Origin of the sequence: Paracoccus benzoatiresistens, from assembly GCF_026913015.1 — a bacterium.
GTDB lineage: Bacteria > Pseudomonadota > Alphaproteobacteria > Rhodobacterales > Rhodobacteraceae > Paracoccus > Paracoccus benzoatiresistens.
Genome location: NZ_JAPTYD010000010.1, coordinates 95,662 through 112,368, shown reverse-complemented (window position 1 = coordinate 112,368; position 16,707 = coordinate 95,662). Strand labels below are relative to the sequence as shown.

Below are 16,707 nucleotides of genomic sequence, written 5' to 3'. Positions count from 1 at the left end.
TTTTTGCGCGACAATGCGTCTAACTTGCACCCCATAGCAGCCAGCACCTCCATGGGTCCAGACATGAACACGACCTCGACCGCCAGCCTGATCGCAGAACGCGTTCCCGGCTTTTCCCTGCCGCGCGACCTGTATTGCGGCGAACAGGCCTTCCAGGACGATCTGGAACAGATCTGGTATCGCGAATGGCTTTTCGCGCTGCCTTCCTGCGAGATCCCCAAGACTGGCAACTTCGTCACCCTGAATGTCGGCGCCTATCCGGTGATCGTGGTGCGCGGCGGCGACGGCCGTATCCGCGCCTTCCACAACGTCTGCCGCCATCGCGGCCAGCGGCTTTGCGCCAAGACGAACGGGTCCAACCCCAAGCTGGTCTGCCCCTATCACCAGTGGACCTATGACCTGGACGGCAAGCTGCTTTACGCCCGCGACATGGGCGAAGGGTTCGACGCCAGCAAATACGGGCTGAAGCCGGTCCATTGCGTGGACCTGGGCGGCATGGTCTTCATCTGCCTGGCCCAGATCCCGCCCGCGATCAACGAACTGGCCGCCAACCTGCCCCGCTTCGTGCAGCCGTCGGGCATCGCCGACAGCAAGATCGCCTTCAGCTCGACCATCATCGAGAAGGGCAACTGGAAGCTGGTGATGGAGAACAACCGCGAGTGCTATCACTGCGGCGGCTCGCATCCCTCGTTGTGCCGGACCTATTCCGACGATCCGCTGATGACGGTGATGGAAGGCCCGAATTCCGCCTCCCCCGAGATCCTGGACCACTGGGCGCGCTGCGACGCGGCGGGCCTGCCCTCGCGCTTCACCAACGCGCCCGACATGCAATGGCGCATGGCCCGCGTGCCGCTGATGGACAACCAGGAAAGCTTCACCATGTCGGGCAAGGCCGCCGTGTCGCGCCGGATGGGGACGATCCCCTGGAACGACGCGGGCAGCCTGATGTTCTATCACTTCCCCTCGTCCTGGAACCACTTCCTGCCCGATCACGCGATCGTCTTCCGCATCCTGCCGATCAGCCCCACCGAGACCGAGGTCACGACCAAGTGGCTGGTCCACAAGGACGCGGTCGAGGGCGTGGACTATGACCTGCAGAAGCTGACCGAGGTGTGGCTGAACACCAACGACGAGGACCGTCAGGTCGTCGAGGAAAACCAGCGCGGCATCCTGTCGCCCGCCTACCAGCCCGGCCCCTATTCGCCGACGCAGGAAGCCGGCGTCATCCACCTGATCGACTGGTATTGCGGGCTGATGGCCCGGCGGCTGACCCCGACCTCGGTCGCTGCGGAGTAAGAGAACTGATGAAGAAGCCACGCCTGAACTGGGCCGCCGAGCCGTGGTCCGACGACGAGTTGCTGGAATGCACGATGGTGGTTCCCGAAACACCGGACACTGCCACCTTCACCTTCCGGGCGCCGTCGGGGGCGTGGTTCGACTATCAGCCGGGGCAGTTCATCACGCTTGACCTGCCCGTCGATCCCGCGCGTGGCCAGGCGGGCAATGTCCAGCGGACCTACACGATCAGTTCCAGCCCGTCGCGGCCGCTGTCGATCTCGGTCACGGTGAAGGCGCAGCCGATGTCGGTCGGCACGCGCTGGATGCTGAACAACCTCAAGCCCGGCGTGCGGATCAAGGCCTTCGGCCCGTCAGGCATCTTCAGCTTCCACAAGCATCCGGCGAAGAAATACTTGTTCATCTCGGCCGGGTCGGGGATCACGCCGATGATGTCCATGACCACCTGGGCCTGGGATTCGGGCGAAGCGCCCGACATCGCCTTCGTTCACGCCGCGCGGCGTCCGTCCGACATCATCTTCCGCCACCGGCTGGAGCAGTTCGCCAGCCGCACTCCTGGCCTGCAGCTGCATTTCACGGTCGAGGAACAGGATGCCTTCGGCGCCTGGCCCGGCTATCGTGGGCGGCTGAACCAGATCATGCTGGGCCTGATGGCCCCCGACTACCTGGAGCGAGAGGTCTTCTGCTGCGGCCCCGAGCCCTTCATGCAGGCCGTGCGCGACATTCTGATCGCGCTCGGCTTCGACATGAACCATTACCATCAGGAAAGCTTCGGTGCCCCGATCATGACCGAGGCCGATGCCCCGGTGATAGAGGATGTCGCGCCCGAGGAAGGCGCCAAGGCCCAGATCACCTTCACCGCCAGCGGCGTCACCGCCGCCTGCGCGGAAACGGACACCGTTCTGGCCGTCGCCAAGCGGTCGGGGCTGAACATCCCATCGGGCTGCACCTTCGGATTGTGCGGCACCTGCCGGATCAGGAAGGTCTCGGGCGAGGTGCACATGGTCCACAACGGCGGCATCAGCGACGAGGATATCGAGGACGGATATATCCTTGCCTGCTGTTCCCATCCCATGGGCAAGATCGAGGTCGAGGTCTGAGAACCCGCGCGCGCCGTGCCCCAACGGCGGCGCGCGCCTCTTGGTTCAATGCCGGGACAATCTGCCGCAGGCCTTGCCCACCCCCCGGGAAGGGGTAACGGAAAAGTTGGAGAAATCTGGCCCTTGCCGTCAATCCAGCCTTGATCTTGGCCGTGGCGGAAGGCATTCGGGTCCAAACCCCCGACCGCCTGGCGCCGCTTGTTCCCGATACCCCGGAACCAGATTCGCACCGGCATGCGCGGGGACCGCGATGCATTTATCCAGGGTGAGGGCAAGGCAAGCATGGCCGAACACAATCTGTTCCTGTTGCTGGCTTGCCTTCCCTTCGCGACCTCGCTGATCCTGCTGACCCTCCCCCAGGGCGCGCGCGGAGCTTCCAGCTGGCTTTCGGCCCTGTCCATGGCGGGTGGGCTGGCGGTCCTGTTTGCGTTCCTGCCTGAAATCCAGGCAGGCAACGTGCTGCGCGCCCGCCTGGAATGGGTGCCCTCTCTGGGCATGAACATGGCGCTGCGGATGGACGGCTTTGCCTGGCTGTTCGCCACGCTGGTCCTGTCGATCGGGCTGCTGGTCGTGATCTATGCGCGATACTACATGGGCCGCAACGACAGCCTGCCGCGCTTTTACGCGCTGTTGCTGGCCTTCACGGGCGCCATGCAGGGCATCCTGATTTCCGGCAACGTGCTGGTGATGGTGGTCTTCTGGGAACTGACCTCGTTCATGTCCTTCCTGCTGATCGGCTTCTGGCACCAAGGCGCGGCGGCACGCGACGGGGCGCGGACGGCGCTGATCATCACCGCGCTTGGCGGGCTCTGCCTGCTGGTGGCGATGCTGATGCTGGGCCATGCGGCGGGCAGCTATGACCTGGGCATGATCCTGCGGGCCGGCGAAAAGATCCGGGCGCATTCCCTCTATGGCCCGATGCTGGCGCTGTTCCTGATGGGCGCCTTCACCAAGTCGGCGCAATTCCCGTTCCACTTCTGGCTGCCCGGCGCGATGGCCGCGCCCACGCCGGTCTCGGCTTTCCTGCATTCGGCGACCATGGTGAAGGCGGGCGTCTTCCTGCTGGTCCGCTTCGCGCCGGTCCTGGGCGGGACCGAGGCCTGGTTCTTTGCCGTCACCGGCGCGGGCTGCGTCACGCTGGTCCTGGGCGCGGTGGTCGCGCTTTATCGCCACGACCTCAAGGGGCTGCTGGCCTATTCCACGATCAGCCACCTGGGCCTGATCACCGCGCTGGCCGGGATTGGCGGTCGGGTGGCGCTGCTGGCCGCGATCTTCCACATCTGCAACCATGCGGTCTTCAAGGCCTCGCTGTTCATGGCCGCAGGCATCATCGACCACGAGACCGGCACCCGCGACATGCGCCGGCTGAGCGGGCTGTTCCGGCCCATGCCCTATACCGCGACGCTGGCCATCGTCGCCGCCGCCGCCATGGCGGGCGTGCCGCTGCTGAACGGATTCCTGTCCAAGGAGATGTTCTTTGCCGAGGCCGTGGACTGGCACAACGGCACCTGGCTGGACGACGCCCTGCCCTATTTCGCCATTGTCGGCAGCAGCCTGTCGGTCGCCTATTCGCTGCGCTTCATCGCGACCGTCTTCTTCGGCCCCCAGGCGACCGATCTTCCCAAACCTCCGCATGAACCGCCCGCCTGGATGCGCCGCCCGGTCGAGCTGCTGGTCCTGATCTGCCTGCTGGTCGGCATCTTCCCCGCGCTGACGCTGGGGCCGATCATTAACACCGCCGCCCGCTCGGTCGCGGGGGCCGACATGCCCTATTACAAGATTGCGGTCTGGCACGGCGTCAACGCCCCCCTGATGATGAGCCTGGCGGCCCTGGGCGTCGGCACGCTGATCTATGCGCTCAGCGCGAAATCCATCTCCGACGGTCCGGAAGGCCCCTTCCTGCTGCACCGCATCCGGGGCCAGCGCGTCTATGACTGGCTGTTGTTCCGCTTGACGTGGCGGCTGCCCCGCCTTGCACTGCGGTGGCTTTCGACCGAGGCGCTGCAACCGCAGCTTCGCCTGCTGGTGCTGACGGCCATCGCTGTCGCGTGCGGGGCGCTGTGGGGGGCGCTGAGCTTCGCGTCCGACCTGCGGCTGCACGCGCCGAACCCGGGCTTCGGGCTGCTGTGGCTGGTCGGCGCGGCCTGTGCCATCGGCGCGGCCTGGCAGGCCAAGTATCACCGCTTCGCCGCCCTGGTCCTGCTGGGCGGCGCGGGGGTCGTGACCTGCCTGACCTTCGCCTGGTTCTCGTCCCCAGACCTTGCCCTGACGCAACTGCTGGTCGAGGTGGCGACCACCGTGCTGCTGCTTCTGGGGCTGCGGTGGCTGCCCAAGCGCCGCTCCGAGATTGCCGAGGACAAGCTGCTGCCCGCCAAGGTTCGGCGCGCCCGCGACCTGGTGATCGCCGTCATCGGCGGCCTGGGCATCGCCAGCATCGCCTTTGCCATGATGACGCGGCCGCTGATCAGCAACCTGGGCGACTGGTTCCTGGGCAATGCCTATTACGAGGGCGGCGGCACCAATGTCGTCAACGTCATCCTGGTCGATTTCCGTGCCTTCGACACATTCGGCGAAATCGCCGTGCTGGCGATCGTGGGGCTGACCGTCTATGCGCTGCTGCGCCGCTTCCGGCCCGCCCCCGAAAGCGTCGAGGCGCCGGACCAGCAGACCCTGGCCGACAGCCCGTCGCTGGACGACTATCTCTACGTGCCGTCGGTCGTGATGGTCTGGATGTTCCCTGTGCTGATCATGGTCGCGGGTTACTTCTTTTTCCGGGGCCATGACCTGCCGGGCGGAGGCTTCGCGGCGGGCGTCACGCTGGCGATCGCCTTCCTGGTCCAGTACATCGGCACCAATGTCCGCTGGGTCGAATCGCGCATCACCGTGCTGCCGATCCGCTGGATGGGCATCGGCCTTCTGGTCTCGGTCGCGACCGGCATGGGGGCCTGGCTCTTCGGCTATCCCTTCCTGACGGCGCATGCCCGCTATGTCCACATCCCCCTTGTGGGCGAGGTCCCGGCGGCCACCGCGCTGCTGTTCGACATCGGCGTCTTTGCCACGGTGGTCGGCGCCGTGGTGCTGATGCTGGTTGCCATCGCCCACCAGTCGCTGCGCGCCAGTCGTCGTCGCGAGATGGACGAAGCAGCCGCTGCCCGGAAAGAGGTTGCCTGATGGAGATCATCCTGTCTGCCGCCATCGGTATCCTGTCCGCGTCGGGCATCTGGCTGGTGCTGCGTCCGCGCAGCTTCCAGGTGGTCATCGGGCTGTGCCTGCTGTCCTATGCGGTCAACCTGTTCATCTTCTCGATGGGCCGCCTGACCCCCGGCGCGCCCCCGATCATGCCGAAGGGTGGTTTCATTGACCCGACACTTTACGCAGACCCGCTGCCTCAGGCTCTCGTCCTGACCGCCATCGTCATCAGCTTTGCCACGACGGCGCTGTTCCTGGTGGTCATGATCGTGTCGCGCGGCCTGACCGGCACCGACCATGTCGACGGAAAGGAGCGCAGCCAATGATCAGCGAACACATGATCATCGCGCCGATCCTGATCCCCTTCGTCACGGGCGCGCTGATGCTGCTTTACGACGACCGGCAGCAGCGCGAGGCGAAGTTCTGGCTTTCGATCGTCTCGACGGCGGCGCAGCTGCTGATCGCAGTGGAACTGGTGGTGCGCGCCAAGACCGGCGGCGACATCAGCGACGCGGAAGGCATCAGCTTCTATCTGCTGGGGGACTGGGCCGCGCCCTATGGCATCGTGCTGGTGCTGGACAGGCTGGCCGCGATGATGCTGGTTCTGACCGCGCTGCTGGCGATCCCGTCGCTGGTCTATGCCCATGCGGCCTGGGACCGGCAGGGGCCGCATTATTATTCCCTGTTCCAGTTCCTGCTGATGGGCCTGAACGGCGCCTTCCTGACCGGTGACGTCTTCAACCTGTTCGTCTTCTTCGAGATCCTGCTGGCCGCCTCCTATGGCCTTTTGCTGCATGGCTCGGGCCAGCTGCGGGTGCGGGCGGGGATGCATTACATCGCGATCAACCTGGCGGCTTCGCTGCTGTTCCTGATCGGCGTCAGCCTGATCTATGGCGTCACGGGCACGCTGAACATGGCGCATCTGGCGAACCTGATCGCCCAAGTCTCGGTCGAGGACCGGCCGCTGCTGCATGCGGGCGTGGCCATTCTGGCGGTGGCCTTCCTGGTCAAGGCTGGCAGCTGGCCGCTGTCCTTCTGGCTGCCCACGGCCTACATGGCGGCGGCCGCGCCCGTGGGCGCGATGTTTGCCATCATGACCAAGGTCGGCGTTTACGCGATCCTGCGCCTGTCCATGCTGCTGTTCGGCGAAACCGGCGGGGCATCCACCGGCTTCGGCGCCAGCGTCCTGATCGTCCTGGGCATGGCCACGGTTCTGTTCGGGCTGCTGGGGGTGCTGTCGTCGCAGGGCCTGGGGCGCATGGCCGCGCATTCGGTGCTGATCTCGTCCGGGACGGTCCTGGGCATCACCGGCTTCGCGCTGGCGGGTGGAGGCCCGGCGATGCTGTCGGGGGCGCTCTACTATCTGATCGGCTCGGTCCTGGCGGCGGGGGCGCTGTTCCTGCTGATCGAGCCGATGAACCGCGAGGACGGGGGCATCGCCGCGATGCTGGCGCTGACCGCCGATGCCTATGGCCTGGATGACACGGATCTGGACGAGGTGCCGGATGCGGGCCTGGACATCCCGGCGATGACCGTGCTGAGCATCTGCTTCGCGCTGTGCGTTCTGATGCTGGCAGGGCTTCCGCCGCTGCCGGGCTTCATCGGCAAGCTGGCGATGGTGCAGGCCCTGATCGCGCAGACCGCGCTGCCTGCGGGCCTGGCCTGGGCCTTCATCGTGCTGCTGATCGTATCGGGATTCGCCACCCTGATCGGCATGGCGCGGATCGGCATCCAGACCTTCTGGGCCAGCGACATCGCCCTGCCCCGTGTGCTGGCGCTGGAAATCACCCCGGTGATCGGCCTGCTGGTCATCCTGGCCCTGACCAGCCTCAAGGCCGAGGCGATGCTGCGCTATACGACGGGCACGGCCCGCGCGCTGCACGACACCGAGGCCTATGCCTATGGCGTGTTCGCAACCCCCCGCGTCGCCGACCGGTCCGAGGATCCGGCGCCATGACAAGACTGGTTCCCCATCCCGTCCTGTCGGCGTCGCTGGTCCTGCTGTGGCTGATGCTGACGCGCTTTTCCCTGGGCTACCTGATCCTGGGCACCGCGCTGTCGCTTGTCGCCGGCTGGGCCTATTCGGCGCTGCACCCCGCAAAGCCCCGCGTCAGGCGCTGGCGCGTCATCCCCCGGCTGGTCGCCACGCTGCTTTGGGACATCATCCTCTCGAACATCAACGTCGCCCGCCTGCTGCTGACTGAGGGCCGGGGCACGCGCCGCTCGGCCTTCATGCAGGTGCCGCTGAAGATCACCGACGAGAACGCGCTGGCGGTGCTGGCGATCATCCTGACGGCGACGCCCGGCACGGCCTGGCTTGAATATGTCGCGGATACGGGCACGCTGGTGCTGCACATCTTCGACGCGACCCAAGCGGATCATTATCGCGACGTGATCGGCAAGACCTATGAACCGATGCTGATGGAGATCTTTGAATGAGCGCGACGATCCTGACCATCGCCCTGGGTTACGCGCAGGTGGCCCTTGCGCTGGCGGGCTGCCTTGCCGGCACGCGGCTTCTGCGCGGCCCGCGTGCGCAGGACCGGGTGCTGGCGCTGGACGCCCTTTATGTCTCGATCATGCTCTTGTTCCTGGTCACGGGGATGCAGCTTGGCACGGCCTTCTTCTTCGAGGCGGCGACGGTGATTGCCATCATGGGCTTTGTCACCTCGGTCGCGCTGGCCAAGTTCCTGTTCCGCGGCGAGGTGATCGAATGAGCCCGCTTCAGGCCGTTCCCCTGTTCATCGCCATCCCGGTCGCAATCATGGTCGTGCTGGGTTCGACCCTGACGCTGATCGGCGCGCTTGGCTTCGCGCGGCTGACCAGCTTCTACGACCGGCTTCACGCGCCGACGCTGGCCACAAGCTGGGGAACGGGCGGAATCATTATCGCCTCGGCGCTGATGTTCAGCGTGATCGAGGGGCGCGCGGTGATCCATGAATTCGTCATCGGCCTTTGCATCGTCGTGACCACGCCGGTCACGCTGATGATGCTGGCCCGTGCCGCCCTTCAGCGCGACCGGGCCGAGCGATCGCCCGTCCTGCCCGAAGACATGCAGCTCCGCCCGCAACACCCCGAACCTCCCGCGCAGGGCTGAGATGCGCAGCCTGTCCGTCGTCATCGCCCTGGTCCTGGCATCCGCCGCCGCCCATGCCGACGTGCCGCTGATCGTCCTGGACCAGACCCGCCTGCCCTTCGACCTCGGCCCCGGCCACCCGGCCAACAATCCGGCAAGCCCGACCAACTCCCCGAACGCCGCCTGGAATTCGTCGGGCAATACCGCCAATGCGGGCACCACCTGGCAGAACCGGCCCTCGAACCCCGACAACGAACAGCGCCTGATCATCACCGCCGACGGGGGTGTCCTGGGCTATTACGCGACCAATCCGGGCGGCGTGCTGAACCTTTTCGACGTGAACGGCCGCCGCATTGCCTATCGTCCCGCCCGTGGCACGCGCAGCCTGTTCACCGTCACCGGACAGTGGTGCGGCACCGTGGACGGGGGCGCCCGCGACTTCGTGCTGGCCGTCACGCCCGCCTGCGCGGCCCGATTCGGGCGCTGACAATCTGCCGCAGGAACAACGGGCCGCCGCAATTTCGTTACGTTCCGCCCCTAGACGAAACCTCGAATAGCCGGAGTTGTGTCATGAACCAAGAACCCAAGGACTGGCTGGAAGCCGAACTTCTGGATACCCTGGACGAGGATTACGAGATCGAGCTGGAAGATGCCGCCCTGTCCGAGGAGATCCGGCGCATCTATCGCGACAAGCGGCCCGACCAGATGGACCGCAAGCTGTATTTCCGCGAACTGCTGCGGCTGCAGACGGAACTGATCAAGCTGCAGGACTGGGTCAGCCACAACAAGGAAAAGGTCGTGGTGATCTTCGAGGGGCGCGATTCAGCCGGCAAGGGCGGCGCGATCAAGCGCATCACGCAGCGCCTGAACCCCCGCGTGGTGCGCACCGTGGCCCTGCCCGCGCCCTCGGACCGGGAAAAGACGCAATGGTATTTCCAGCGCTATGTCCCCCACCTGCCCGCCGGGGGCGAGATCGTGCTGTTCGACCGCAGCTGGTACAATCGCGCGGGCGTCGAGCGCGTGATGGGCTTTGCCACCGACGAGGAGGTGGACCAGTTCTTCCTGGATGTCCCCGAATTCGAACGCATGCTGGTCCGGTCGGGGATCCGGCTGGTGAAATACTGGTTTTCGATCACCGACGAGGAACAGCAGATGCGCTTCCTGATGCGCATCCACGATCCCCTGAAGCAGTGGAAGCTGTCGCCGATGGACCTGCAGTCCCGCGTCCGCTGGGAAGCCTATACCAAGGCCAAGGAGGACATGCTGGAACACACCAACATCCCCGAGGCGCCGTGGTATATCGTGCCTGCCAACGACAAGAAGCGCGCCCGCCTGAACTGCATGAGCCACCTGCTGAGCCTGATCCCCTATGCCGAGGTCCCGCATGACGAGGTGACCCTGCCCGACCGCGTCTTCAACCCCGACTACGAACGCGACGTACTCTCGCGGGAGTTGTATGTGCCGCAGGTGTACTAGCGGCGGGTCCCCGGGCCCGATAAGGGACGGCTGCACCCTTAAGCCTTGAATGATGGCGGCGAAGGTCTACTATGGGCGCCATGTTCCGCAATCTCCTGAGCCGCCTCTTCACGGAAGAACCCGATCCGAAGCCGCTGGCGACGGAGGACGCGGAGATTGCCGTCGCCGCCCTTCTGGTGCGCGTGGCGCGCGTGGACGACCACTACAACGCGGCCGAAAAGCGGCGCATCGACGAAGTTCTGGCACGCATGCACGGCATGGGACTGGCTGACGCCGCCGAGCGCCGCTCGGTTGCCGAGATGATCGAGGCCGAGGCGCCTGACACCGTCCGCTTCACGCGCCTGATCAAGGATCGCGTCTCGCTCGAGGATCGCATCGCCATCATCGGCGCGATGTGGGAAATCTCTCTGGCCGACAACCACCGCGCCGCGAGCGAGGAAATGGCGATCCGGCTGGTTTCCGGGCTTCTGGGGGTGACGGACCGCGATTCGGCCCTGCAACGCCAGCGTGTGGTGGGCGGCTCCTAGAAACCCAGCCTGTCGCGCAGCCCATACCAGGCCATGCCCGCCACCAGCAACGGGTTGCGCAGCATGGACCCGCCCGGAAAGGACCGCGTCGGGATCGCGGCCATCGCGTCAAAGCCTTCGGATTGTCCTGCCACCGCATCGGCCATCAGCCTGCCTGCCAGCGTCGCCACGGCAACGCCGTGGCCGGAATAGCCGCCGGCAGACAGGCAGTTCGCGGCGGGTCGCGCGAAATGCGGCATCCGGCTCATGGTGATGGCCAGCGTGCCGCCCCAGGCATGGGTCAGCCTGACGCCTTCAAGCTGCGGATAGACCGCCAGCAGATGCGGGCGAACCAGGGCCCCGATGTCCTTGGGGAAACGATAGCTGACGGTCTCGCCCCCGCCGAAGATCAGGCGGCGGTCGTCGTCCAGGCGCCAGTAGTTCACCACGAACTTGGTATCGGCGGCGGCGGTCCGGCGCGGCAGGATCTCGGGGAAGCGATCGCCCAGGGGCTCGGTCGCGACGATATAGTTGTTGATCGGCATGACCCGCGCCGCCACCTTGGCATCAAGCCGCCCCTGGTAGCCATTTCCCGCCAGGATCACATGATCGCAGATGATCTTGCCGGTATCGCAGAGCACGCGGCTCTTGGCCGTCGCCGTGCCGTGTTCGACGCGGTGGACATGCGTGCCCTCGAAGATGCGCACGCCGGCAGCCACAGCCAGTCGCGCCATGCCAAGCGCCAGATTCAGCGGGTGGACATGGCCCGCGCCCCAGTCCACGTCGCCACCGGCATAGGCGTGGCTGCCCAGATGCGCGGCCAGCGCCTCGCGGTCCAGGGGCTGGACCTTGTCATAGCCGTAACGGGTCGCCAGATGCGCGGCCATATGGGCGCTGTGTTCGACCTCGGCCCGGTTGCGGCAGGCATGGGCCACGCCGGGGCGGATCGGCACGCCGGATTCGGCGGCCAAGGCCTGCGTCAGGGCCTTCGCATCCTCGGCCATATCCCACAGCCGGCGCGCGGTGTCGCGCCCGAACTGGCGTTCCAGCCAGTCCACCTCTTGCCGCTGGCCGGACCCGATCTGCCCGCCATTGCGGCCCGAGGCCCCGAAGCCCACCCGCTGCGCATCGACCAGCACCACGTCCCGCCCCGCCCGCGCCAGATGCAGCGCGGCCGAGAGACCCGTGTAGCCCGCGCCGATCACCGCCACGTCGGCGCGCGTTTCCCCCTTCAGCGGCGGAAAACGGTCCAGCGCTGCGCGGGTATCGGCATAAAGGCTGGGCGGATATTCCCCCCGCCGGTCGTTGGCATAAAGCAGCTTCATACGTTCAGCAGCAGGTGTTCGCGTTCCCAGGGGCTGATGACCTGCAGGAACTCCTTGTATTCATTTCGCTTGACGGATTCATAGACGGCGGCGAAATCCTCGCCCAGGACGCTGCGCATCGGCGCGCTGTCGGACATGATGTCCAGCGCGTCGCCCAGGTTGTAGGGCAGCTCGTCCTGCGAGGACATGTAGGCGTCGCCCAGGCATTCGCCGCGCGGGTTTTCACCCTCTACCAGCCCCAGATAACCGCAGGCGAGGCTGGCAGCGATCCCCAGGTAGGGGTTGCAGTCCATGCCCGCCAGCCGGTTCTCGACCCGCCGCGCCTCGGGGGACGAGATCGGCACGCGCAGCCCGGTGGTGCGATTGTCGCGGCCCCATTCCAGGTTGATGGGCGCGGCGAAGTCGGGGACATAGCGGCGATAGCTGTTCACATAGGGCGCCAGCAGCGCCACGGCGGCGGGCAGGTGCCGTTGCATCCCGGCGATGAAATGCAGGAACTGCGGCGTCTCTGCCCCCCTTTCGTCGGAAAAAAGGTTCCGCCCCGTCGCCACGTCGATGATCGAGTGATGCAGGTGCATGGCGCTGCCCGGCTCGCCCTCGATGGGCTTGGCCATAAAGGTGGCGAAGCAGTCGTGGCGCAGCGCGGCCTCGCGGATCAGGCGCTTGAAGTAGAAGATCTCGTCGGCCAGCGCGACCGGATCGCCGTGGTTCAGGTTGATTTCCACCTGACCCGCGCCGCCTTCCTGCAGGATGCCGTCAATCTCGAAGCCCTGCGCCTCGGCAAAGTCATAGATGTCGTCGATGACCTTGCCGTATTCGTCCACGGCGGACATGGAATAGGCCTGCTTGGCCGCCGCCCGCCTGCCGGTCCGGCCCATCGGCGGGATGATCGGCTGGTTGGGGTCGATATTGCGAGCGACCAGGAAGAACTCCATTTCCGGCGCGACGACCGGCTTCCAGCCGCGCTGGCGATACAGATCCACCACCCGCTTCAGAACGTTGCGCGGCGCGATCGGCACGGGGTTGCCCTGCTGGTCATAAGCGTCGTGGATCACCTGCAAGGTCCAGTCGGCGGTCCAGGGCGCAGCGGTGGCGGTGCTGAAATCCGGGGTCAGGATCATGTCGGGTTCGGTGAACGCCCCCGCCGGATTGTCCGCCCATTCCCCCGTGATCGTCTGCAGGAAGATCGAGTTCGGCAGATAGAACTTGTCCTGCCGTGCGAATTTCGACGCGGGCATGGCCTTTCCGCGCGCGACGCCCGCGATGTCGGCCAGGATGCATTCCACCTCGTCCAGCCGGCGGCCGGCCACGAAGTTGCGGGCGGCCTGGGGCAGCCTGTCGATCCAGTCGCTCATGCGGCACCCCGGCTGATGGCGCGGGGCTGTTTGAAGAAGGCCTCGATCCGGTCGGCGATGGCGGCCGAGCCCTTCGGCTCGCCCATGCGGTCGGATGCGCGGTCCAGCAGGTCCTGCGGCACGAGGCCCCGGCCCCGCTTGTCCATCAGGCCCTGGATGAAGTCGTCGTTGAACTCGGGATGCGCCTGCACGGTATAGGCGCGGTCGCCATAGATCAGGGCGGCGTTCTCGCAGAAAGCGTTGCGGCCTGCGACCTGCGCGTCCTGGGGCAAGACCACGACCTGGTCCTGGTGCCATGCGTTCAGCCGCACGGTCTCGCCGTCGAAGTCGTAATCCTGGGTGCCGACCGACCAGCCGCCCGGATGCTTGACGACCGTGCCGCCAAGCGCCTGCGCGATGATCTGGTGGCCGAAGCAGATGCCGACCATCGGGACGGCAGCCTCATAGGCGTCGCAGATGAAGCGTTCCAGCGGGCGGATGAAGTCGTGATCCTCATAGGCGCCATGGCGCGATCCGGTCAGCAGCCAGCCGTCGGCGTCATGGACGGAAGCGGGAAACTCCATCGCCTCGACATGCCATGTCGTGAAGTCGAAGCCTCGCCCGTCCAGAAGCCGGACGAACAGGTCCGGGTAATCGCCCAAGTCCTGCTTCAATTCGGCGGGCGCCTGGCCGCATTGAAGGATGCCGATGCGCATGAAAAACCTGCGATGTTGCTGCACGCAGGAAGGTAGTCGCCCGGGTGGGGGGGCTGCAAGGGGGTGCGGGCCTTTGCGCCCTTTGGCGGTCTGGCCGTCCCCGCGCGTCAGGGTTAGTCTGCGGCCAACTGGACAGGAGAACGCGATGCCCCACATTCACCCCGACATCGACCCGAACGGGCTGGACGAATTCTCGGTCGTCTTTACCGACCGGTCGCTGAACCACATGTCGCAGCGCTTCCAGCAGGTGATGCGCGATCTGTCCGCCACCCTGCGCGAGGTCTATTCCGCCCATCAGGTCGCCATCGTGCCCGGCGGCGGCACCTATGCGATGGAAGCGGTTGCCCGCCAGTTCGGCACGGGCCATGCGCTGATCGTGCGCAACGGCTGGTTCAGCTATCGCTGGAGCCAGATCTTCGACATGGGCGGCTTCGCGCGCGAGACCACCGTCGTCATGGCCCGCCCCGCGGGCAACGAGCCGCAGCCCGCCTATGCACCCCCGCCGATCGACGAAGTGGTGGCCAGGATCCGCGAGACGCGGCCCGATGCGGTCTTTGCGCCGCATGTCGAAACCTCGGCCGGGCTGATCCTGCCCGACGATTATCTCCGCGCGCTGTCCGAGGCCGCGCATCAGGTCGGCGCCCTGATGGTGCTTGATTGCATCGCATCCGGTGCCGCCTGGGTGGACATGAAGGCTGCCGGCGTGGACGTGCTGATCTCGGCCCCGCAAAAGGGCTGGTCGGCCTCGCCCGCCGCGGGGCTGGTGATGCTGTCGGAACGCGGGGCGGAACGGCTGGCGCAGACGGACAGCAACAGCTTTGCGCTGGATCTGAAGAAATGGCGCGCCATCATGGCGGCCTATGAAGATGGCGGCCATGCCTATCACGCGACCATGCCGACCGACGCGCTGCTGGGCCTGCGCGACGCAATGGAGGAAACCCGCCAGATGGGATTCGAGGCCGCGCGCGACGCGCAATGGCGCCTTGGCAATGCGGTGCGGGACATGCTGGCCGAGCGCGGTGTCCGGTCGGTCGCGGCACCCGGCTTTGCGGCGCCGGGCGTGGTCGTCAGCTATACCGGCGATCCCGACATCAGGAACGGCAAGAAATTCGCGGCGGAAGGAATGCAGATCGCCGCGGGGGTTCCCTTGGCGGTGAACGAGGGCGACCAGTTCTCGACCTTTCGTCTGGGCCTTTTTGGGCTGGACAAACTGAAGGACGTGGACGGCACCCTGGCCCGGCTGCGGACCGTGATCGACAAGGTCATCCCCGTCGCCTGAGAACACCGCCGCAGACAGGCGCGGGCGATCCATCCCGCGCCTTTGCGGCAGAGAACTATTTTCTCCCTGAGGCTGGCATTTCAGCGCATCTCATCTCTTGCTAAACACGACTTTCCCTGTCGTTATTTGTGCCATAGATAAGTGGCGAGTCAGGGGAGCGGCCGAGATGACGATCCAAAGCCAACAGATCGGTGCAAGTTCCCCCCCTTTGTATTCGGTTCGCCTGATCGACCGGCGCACCGGGCAGGTGCACCGCGTCAATGGCGCCCCCCTTCTGGCGCTGAGCCGAGAGCCCGAGGCAGCGGCGGCATCCCTGCTGGAAGGGCGTGACCCGGCGCTTTGGGAAGCCCGGATCGAACCGCTGGCCACCCGCACGCACCAATAAAGACATCTTCAGGAGAGGGTCTAATGTTCAAGTCGAAGTCCAGCCGTATCGGCGCCTCGCTGTCCGCCATCGCGCTGGCCCTGGCGGCCGCGGTTCCGGTCCACGCCGAAACGCTTCTAAATGTCAGCTATGATCCGACGCGGGAACTTTATCGCGACGTGAACGCGGCTTTCACCGAAAAATGGGCGGCCGAAGGCCATGATGCGCCCACCATCGAAACCAGCCACGGCGGGTCCGGCGCGCAGGCCCGGGCGGTGATCGACGGTCTGTCCGCGCAGGTGGTGACGCTGGCCCTGGCGTCCGACATCGACAAGATTGCCGATGCCGGCAAGCTGCCCGCCGACTGGCAGTCGAGGCTGCCCCACAACTCCAGCCCCTATACTTCGACAATCGTGTTCCTGGTGCGCGAGGGCAACCCCAAGGGCATCAACGACTGGGGCGACCTGGTCAAGGAAGGGGTCGAGGTGATCACGCCCAACCCCAAGACCTCGGGCGGGGCGCGCTGGAACTATCTGGCGGCCTGGGCCTGGGCGGAAAAGAACGGCCAGGACCCCAAGGAATTCGTGGGCCAGCTGTACACCCATGTCCCGGTCCTGGATACCGGCGCGCGCGGATCGACCACCACCTTCGCGCAGCGCGGCATCGGCGACGTGCTGCTGGCCTGGGAAAACGAGGCCTATCTGGCGCTTGAGGAGATCGGCGAGGATCAGTTCGACATCGTCGTGCCCTCGGTTTCCGTTCTGGCCGAGCCGCCGGTCGCCGTGGTGGAGGGCAACATCACCAGCGATGCCCAACGCGAACTGGCCACGGCCTATCTGGACTTTCTCTACTCGCCCGAAGGCCAGGCCCTGGCATTCAAGCACTACTATCGAGCCTGGGACACCAGCGCCGCAGCGCCCGAGGATGTGGCCCGCTTCCCCAAGCTGGATCTGGTCAGCATCGAGGAATTCGGCGGCTGGAAGAAAGTGCAGCCCGAACATTTCGGAGACGGCGGGATCTTCGACCAAATCTATACGGCAAAGTAA

At 66.0% G+C, this 16,707-nt stretch carries 17 protein-coding genes; 14 read left to right on the top strand and 3 right to left on the bottom strand.

Going from position 1 to position 16,707, the window contains the following annotated elements:
* Positions 1-63 precede the first annotated feature (63 nt).
* The 11 genes from OU682_RS09960 (at position 64) to OU682_RS09910 (ending at position 10,664) form a co-directional block, all read left to right on the top strand.
* A complete protein-coding gene (locus OU682_RS09960; protein ID WP_268941949.1) occupies positions 64-1,296 on the top strand; it encodes an aromatic ring-hydroxylating oxygenase subunit alpha in 1,233 nt (410 codons plus the stop codon).
* 8 nt (positions 1,297-1,304) lie between these two features.
* Positions 1,305-2,396: an FAD-binding oxidoreductase gene (locus tag OU682_RS09955; RefSeq protein WP_329609797.1), complete on the top strand. Its 1,092-nt coding sequence runs from the start codon at positions 1,305-1,307 to the stop codon at positions 2,394-2,396.
* 282 nt (positions 2,397-2,678) lie between these two features.
* Positions 2,679-5,567 carry a monovalent cation/H+ antiporter subunit A gene (locus OU682_RS09950; RefSeq protein WP_268941948.1) on the top strand — a complete coding sequence of 963 codons (2,889 nt, stop codon included), beginning with the start codon at positions 2,679-2,681 and terminating at the stop codon, positions 5,565-5,567.
* A complete protein-coding gene (locus tag OU682_RS09945; protein WP_268941947.1) occupies positions 5,567-5,911 on the top strand; it encodes a Na+/H+ antiporter subunit C in 345 nt (114 codons plus the stop codon). Before OU682_RS09950 ends, OU682_RS09945 begins: the two co-directional genes overlap by 1 nt.
* Positions 5,908-7,542, top strand: coding sequence for a monovalent cation/H+ antiporter subunit D (locus tag OU682_RS09940; protein ID WP_268941946.1), 1,635 nt, complete (start codon positions 5,908-5,910; stop codon positions 7,540-7,542). The genes OU682_RS09945 and OU682_RS09940 overlap by 4 nt, the downstream gene beginning before the upstream one ends.
* Positions 7,539-8,024: a Na+/H+ antiporter subunit E gene (locus tag OU682_RS09935; RefSeq protein WP_268941945.1), complete on the top strand. Its 486-nt coding sequence runs from the start codon at positions 7,539-7,541 to the stop codon at positions 8,022-8,024. Before OU682_RS09940 ends, OU682_RS09935 begins: the two co-directional genes overlap by 4 nt.
* The gene (locus OU682_RS09930) at positions 8,021-8,302 is read left to right on the top strand and encodes a K+/H+ antiporter subunit F (protein WP_268941944.1); all 282 of its coding nucleotides are present in this window, start codon (positions 8,021-8,023) and stop codon (positions 8,300-8,302) included. The genes OU682_RS09935 and OU682_RS09930 overlap by 4 nt, the downstream gene beginning before the upstream one ends.
* Positions 8,299-8,682, top strand: coding sequence for a monovalent cation/H(+) antiporter subunit G (gene mnhG, locus OU682_RS09925; RefSeq protein ID WP_268941943.1), 384 nt, complete (start codon positions 8,299-8,301; stop codon positions 8,680-8,682). Before OU682_RS09930 ends, mnhG begins: the two co-directional genes overlap by 4 nt.
* Before the next feature lies 1 nt (position 8,683).
* Positions 8,684-9,148 (top strand): hypothetical protein, encoded by a 465-nt coding sequence (locus OU682_RS09920; protein ID WP_268941941.1) that lies wholly within the window; start codon positions 8,684-8,686, stop codon positions 9,146-9,148.
* A gap of 83 nt (positions 9,149-9,231) precedes the next feature.
* Positions 9,232-10,137 (top strand): polyphosphate kinase 2, encoded by a 906-nt coding sequence (gene ppk2 / locus OU682_RS09915; RefSeq protein WP_268941940.1) that lies wholly within the window; start codon positions 9,232-9,234, stop codon positions 10,135-10,137.
* Between the two features lie 80 nt (positions 10,138-10,217).
* The gene (locus OU682_RS09910) at positions 10,218-10,664 is read left to right on the top strand and encodes a tellurite resistance TerB family protein (protein WP_268941939.1); all 447 of its coding nucleotides are present in this window, start codon (positions 10,218-10,220) and stop codon (positions 10,662-10,664) included.
* On the opposite strand, the gene OU682_RS09905 is transcribed toward OU682_RS09910, so the two are convergent.
* The 3 genes from OU682_RS09905 to OU682_RS09895 are packed head-to-tail and all read right to left on the bottom strand — an operon-like array spanning position 10,661 to position 14,018.
* On the bottom strand, positions 10,661-11,968 hold the full coding sequence (locus tag OU682_RS09905) for an NAD(P)/FAD-dependent oxidoreductase (RefSeq protein ID WP_268941938.1): 1,308 nt from the start codon (positions 11,966-11,968) through the stop codon (positions 10,661-10,663). The genes OU682_RS09910 and OU682_RS09905 overlap by 4 nt on opposite strands.
* Positions 11,965-13,323, bottom strand: coding sequence for a glutamine synthetase family protein (locus tag OU682_RS09900; RefSeq protein WP_268941937.1), 1,359 nt, complete (start codon positions 13,321-13,323; stop codon positions 11,965-11,967). Before OU682_RS09900 ends, OU682_RS09905 begins: the two co-directional genes overlap by 4 nt.
* Positions 13,320-14,018 carry a type 1 glutamine amidotransferase gene (locus tag OU682_RS09895; protein ID WP_268941936.1) on the bottom strand — a complete coding sequence of 233 codons (699 nt, stop codon included), beginning with the start codon at positions 14,016-14,018 and terminating at the stop codon, positions 13,320-13,322. The genes OU682_RS09900 and OU682_RS09895 overlap by 4 nt, the downstream gene beginning before the upstream one ends.
* Positions 14,019-14,163: 145 nt before the next feature.
* Between OU682_RS09895 and OU682_RS09890 the strand changes: the two genes are divergently transcribed.
* From OU682_RS09890 to OU682_RS09880, 3 genes are all read left to right on the top strand, one after another.
* Complete coding sequence (locus OU682_RS09890) at positions 14,164-15,297, top strand: aminotransferase class V-fold PLP-dependent enzyme (RefSeq protein WP_268941935.1); 1,134 nt, start codon at positions 14,164-14,166, stop codon at positions 15,295-15,297.
* A 166-nt stretch (positions 15,298-15,463) separates the two neighbouring features.
* Entirely contained in the window at positions 15,464-15,682 is a 219-nt protein-coding gene (locus OU682_RS09885) for a hypothetical protein (RefSeq protein WP_268941934.1), read from the top strand.
* 23 nt (positions 15,683-15,705) lie between these two features.
* The gene (locus OU682_RS09880; protein ID WP_268941933.1) at positions 15,706-16,707 is read left to right on the top strand and encodes a sulfate ABC transporter substrate-binding protein; all 1,002 of its coding nucleotides are present in this window, start codon (positions 15,706-15,708) and stop codon (positions 16,705-16,707) included.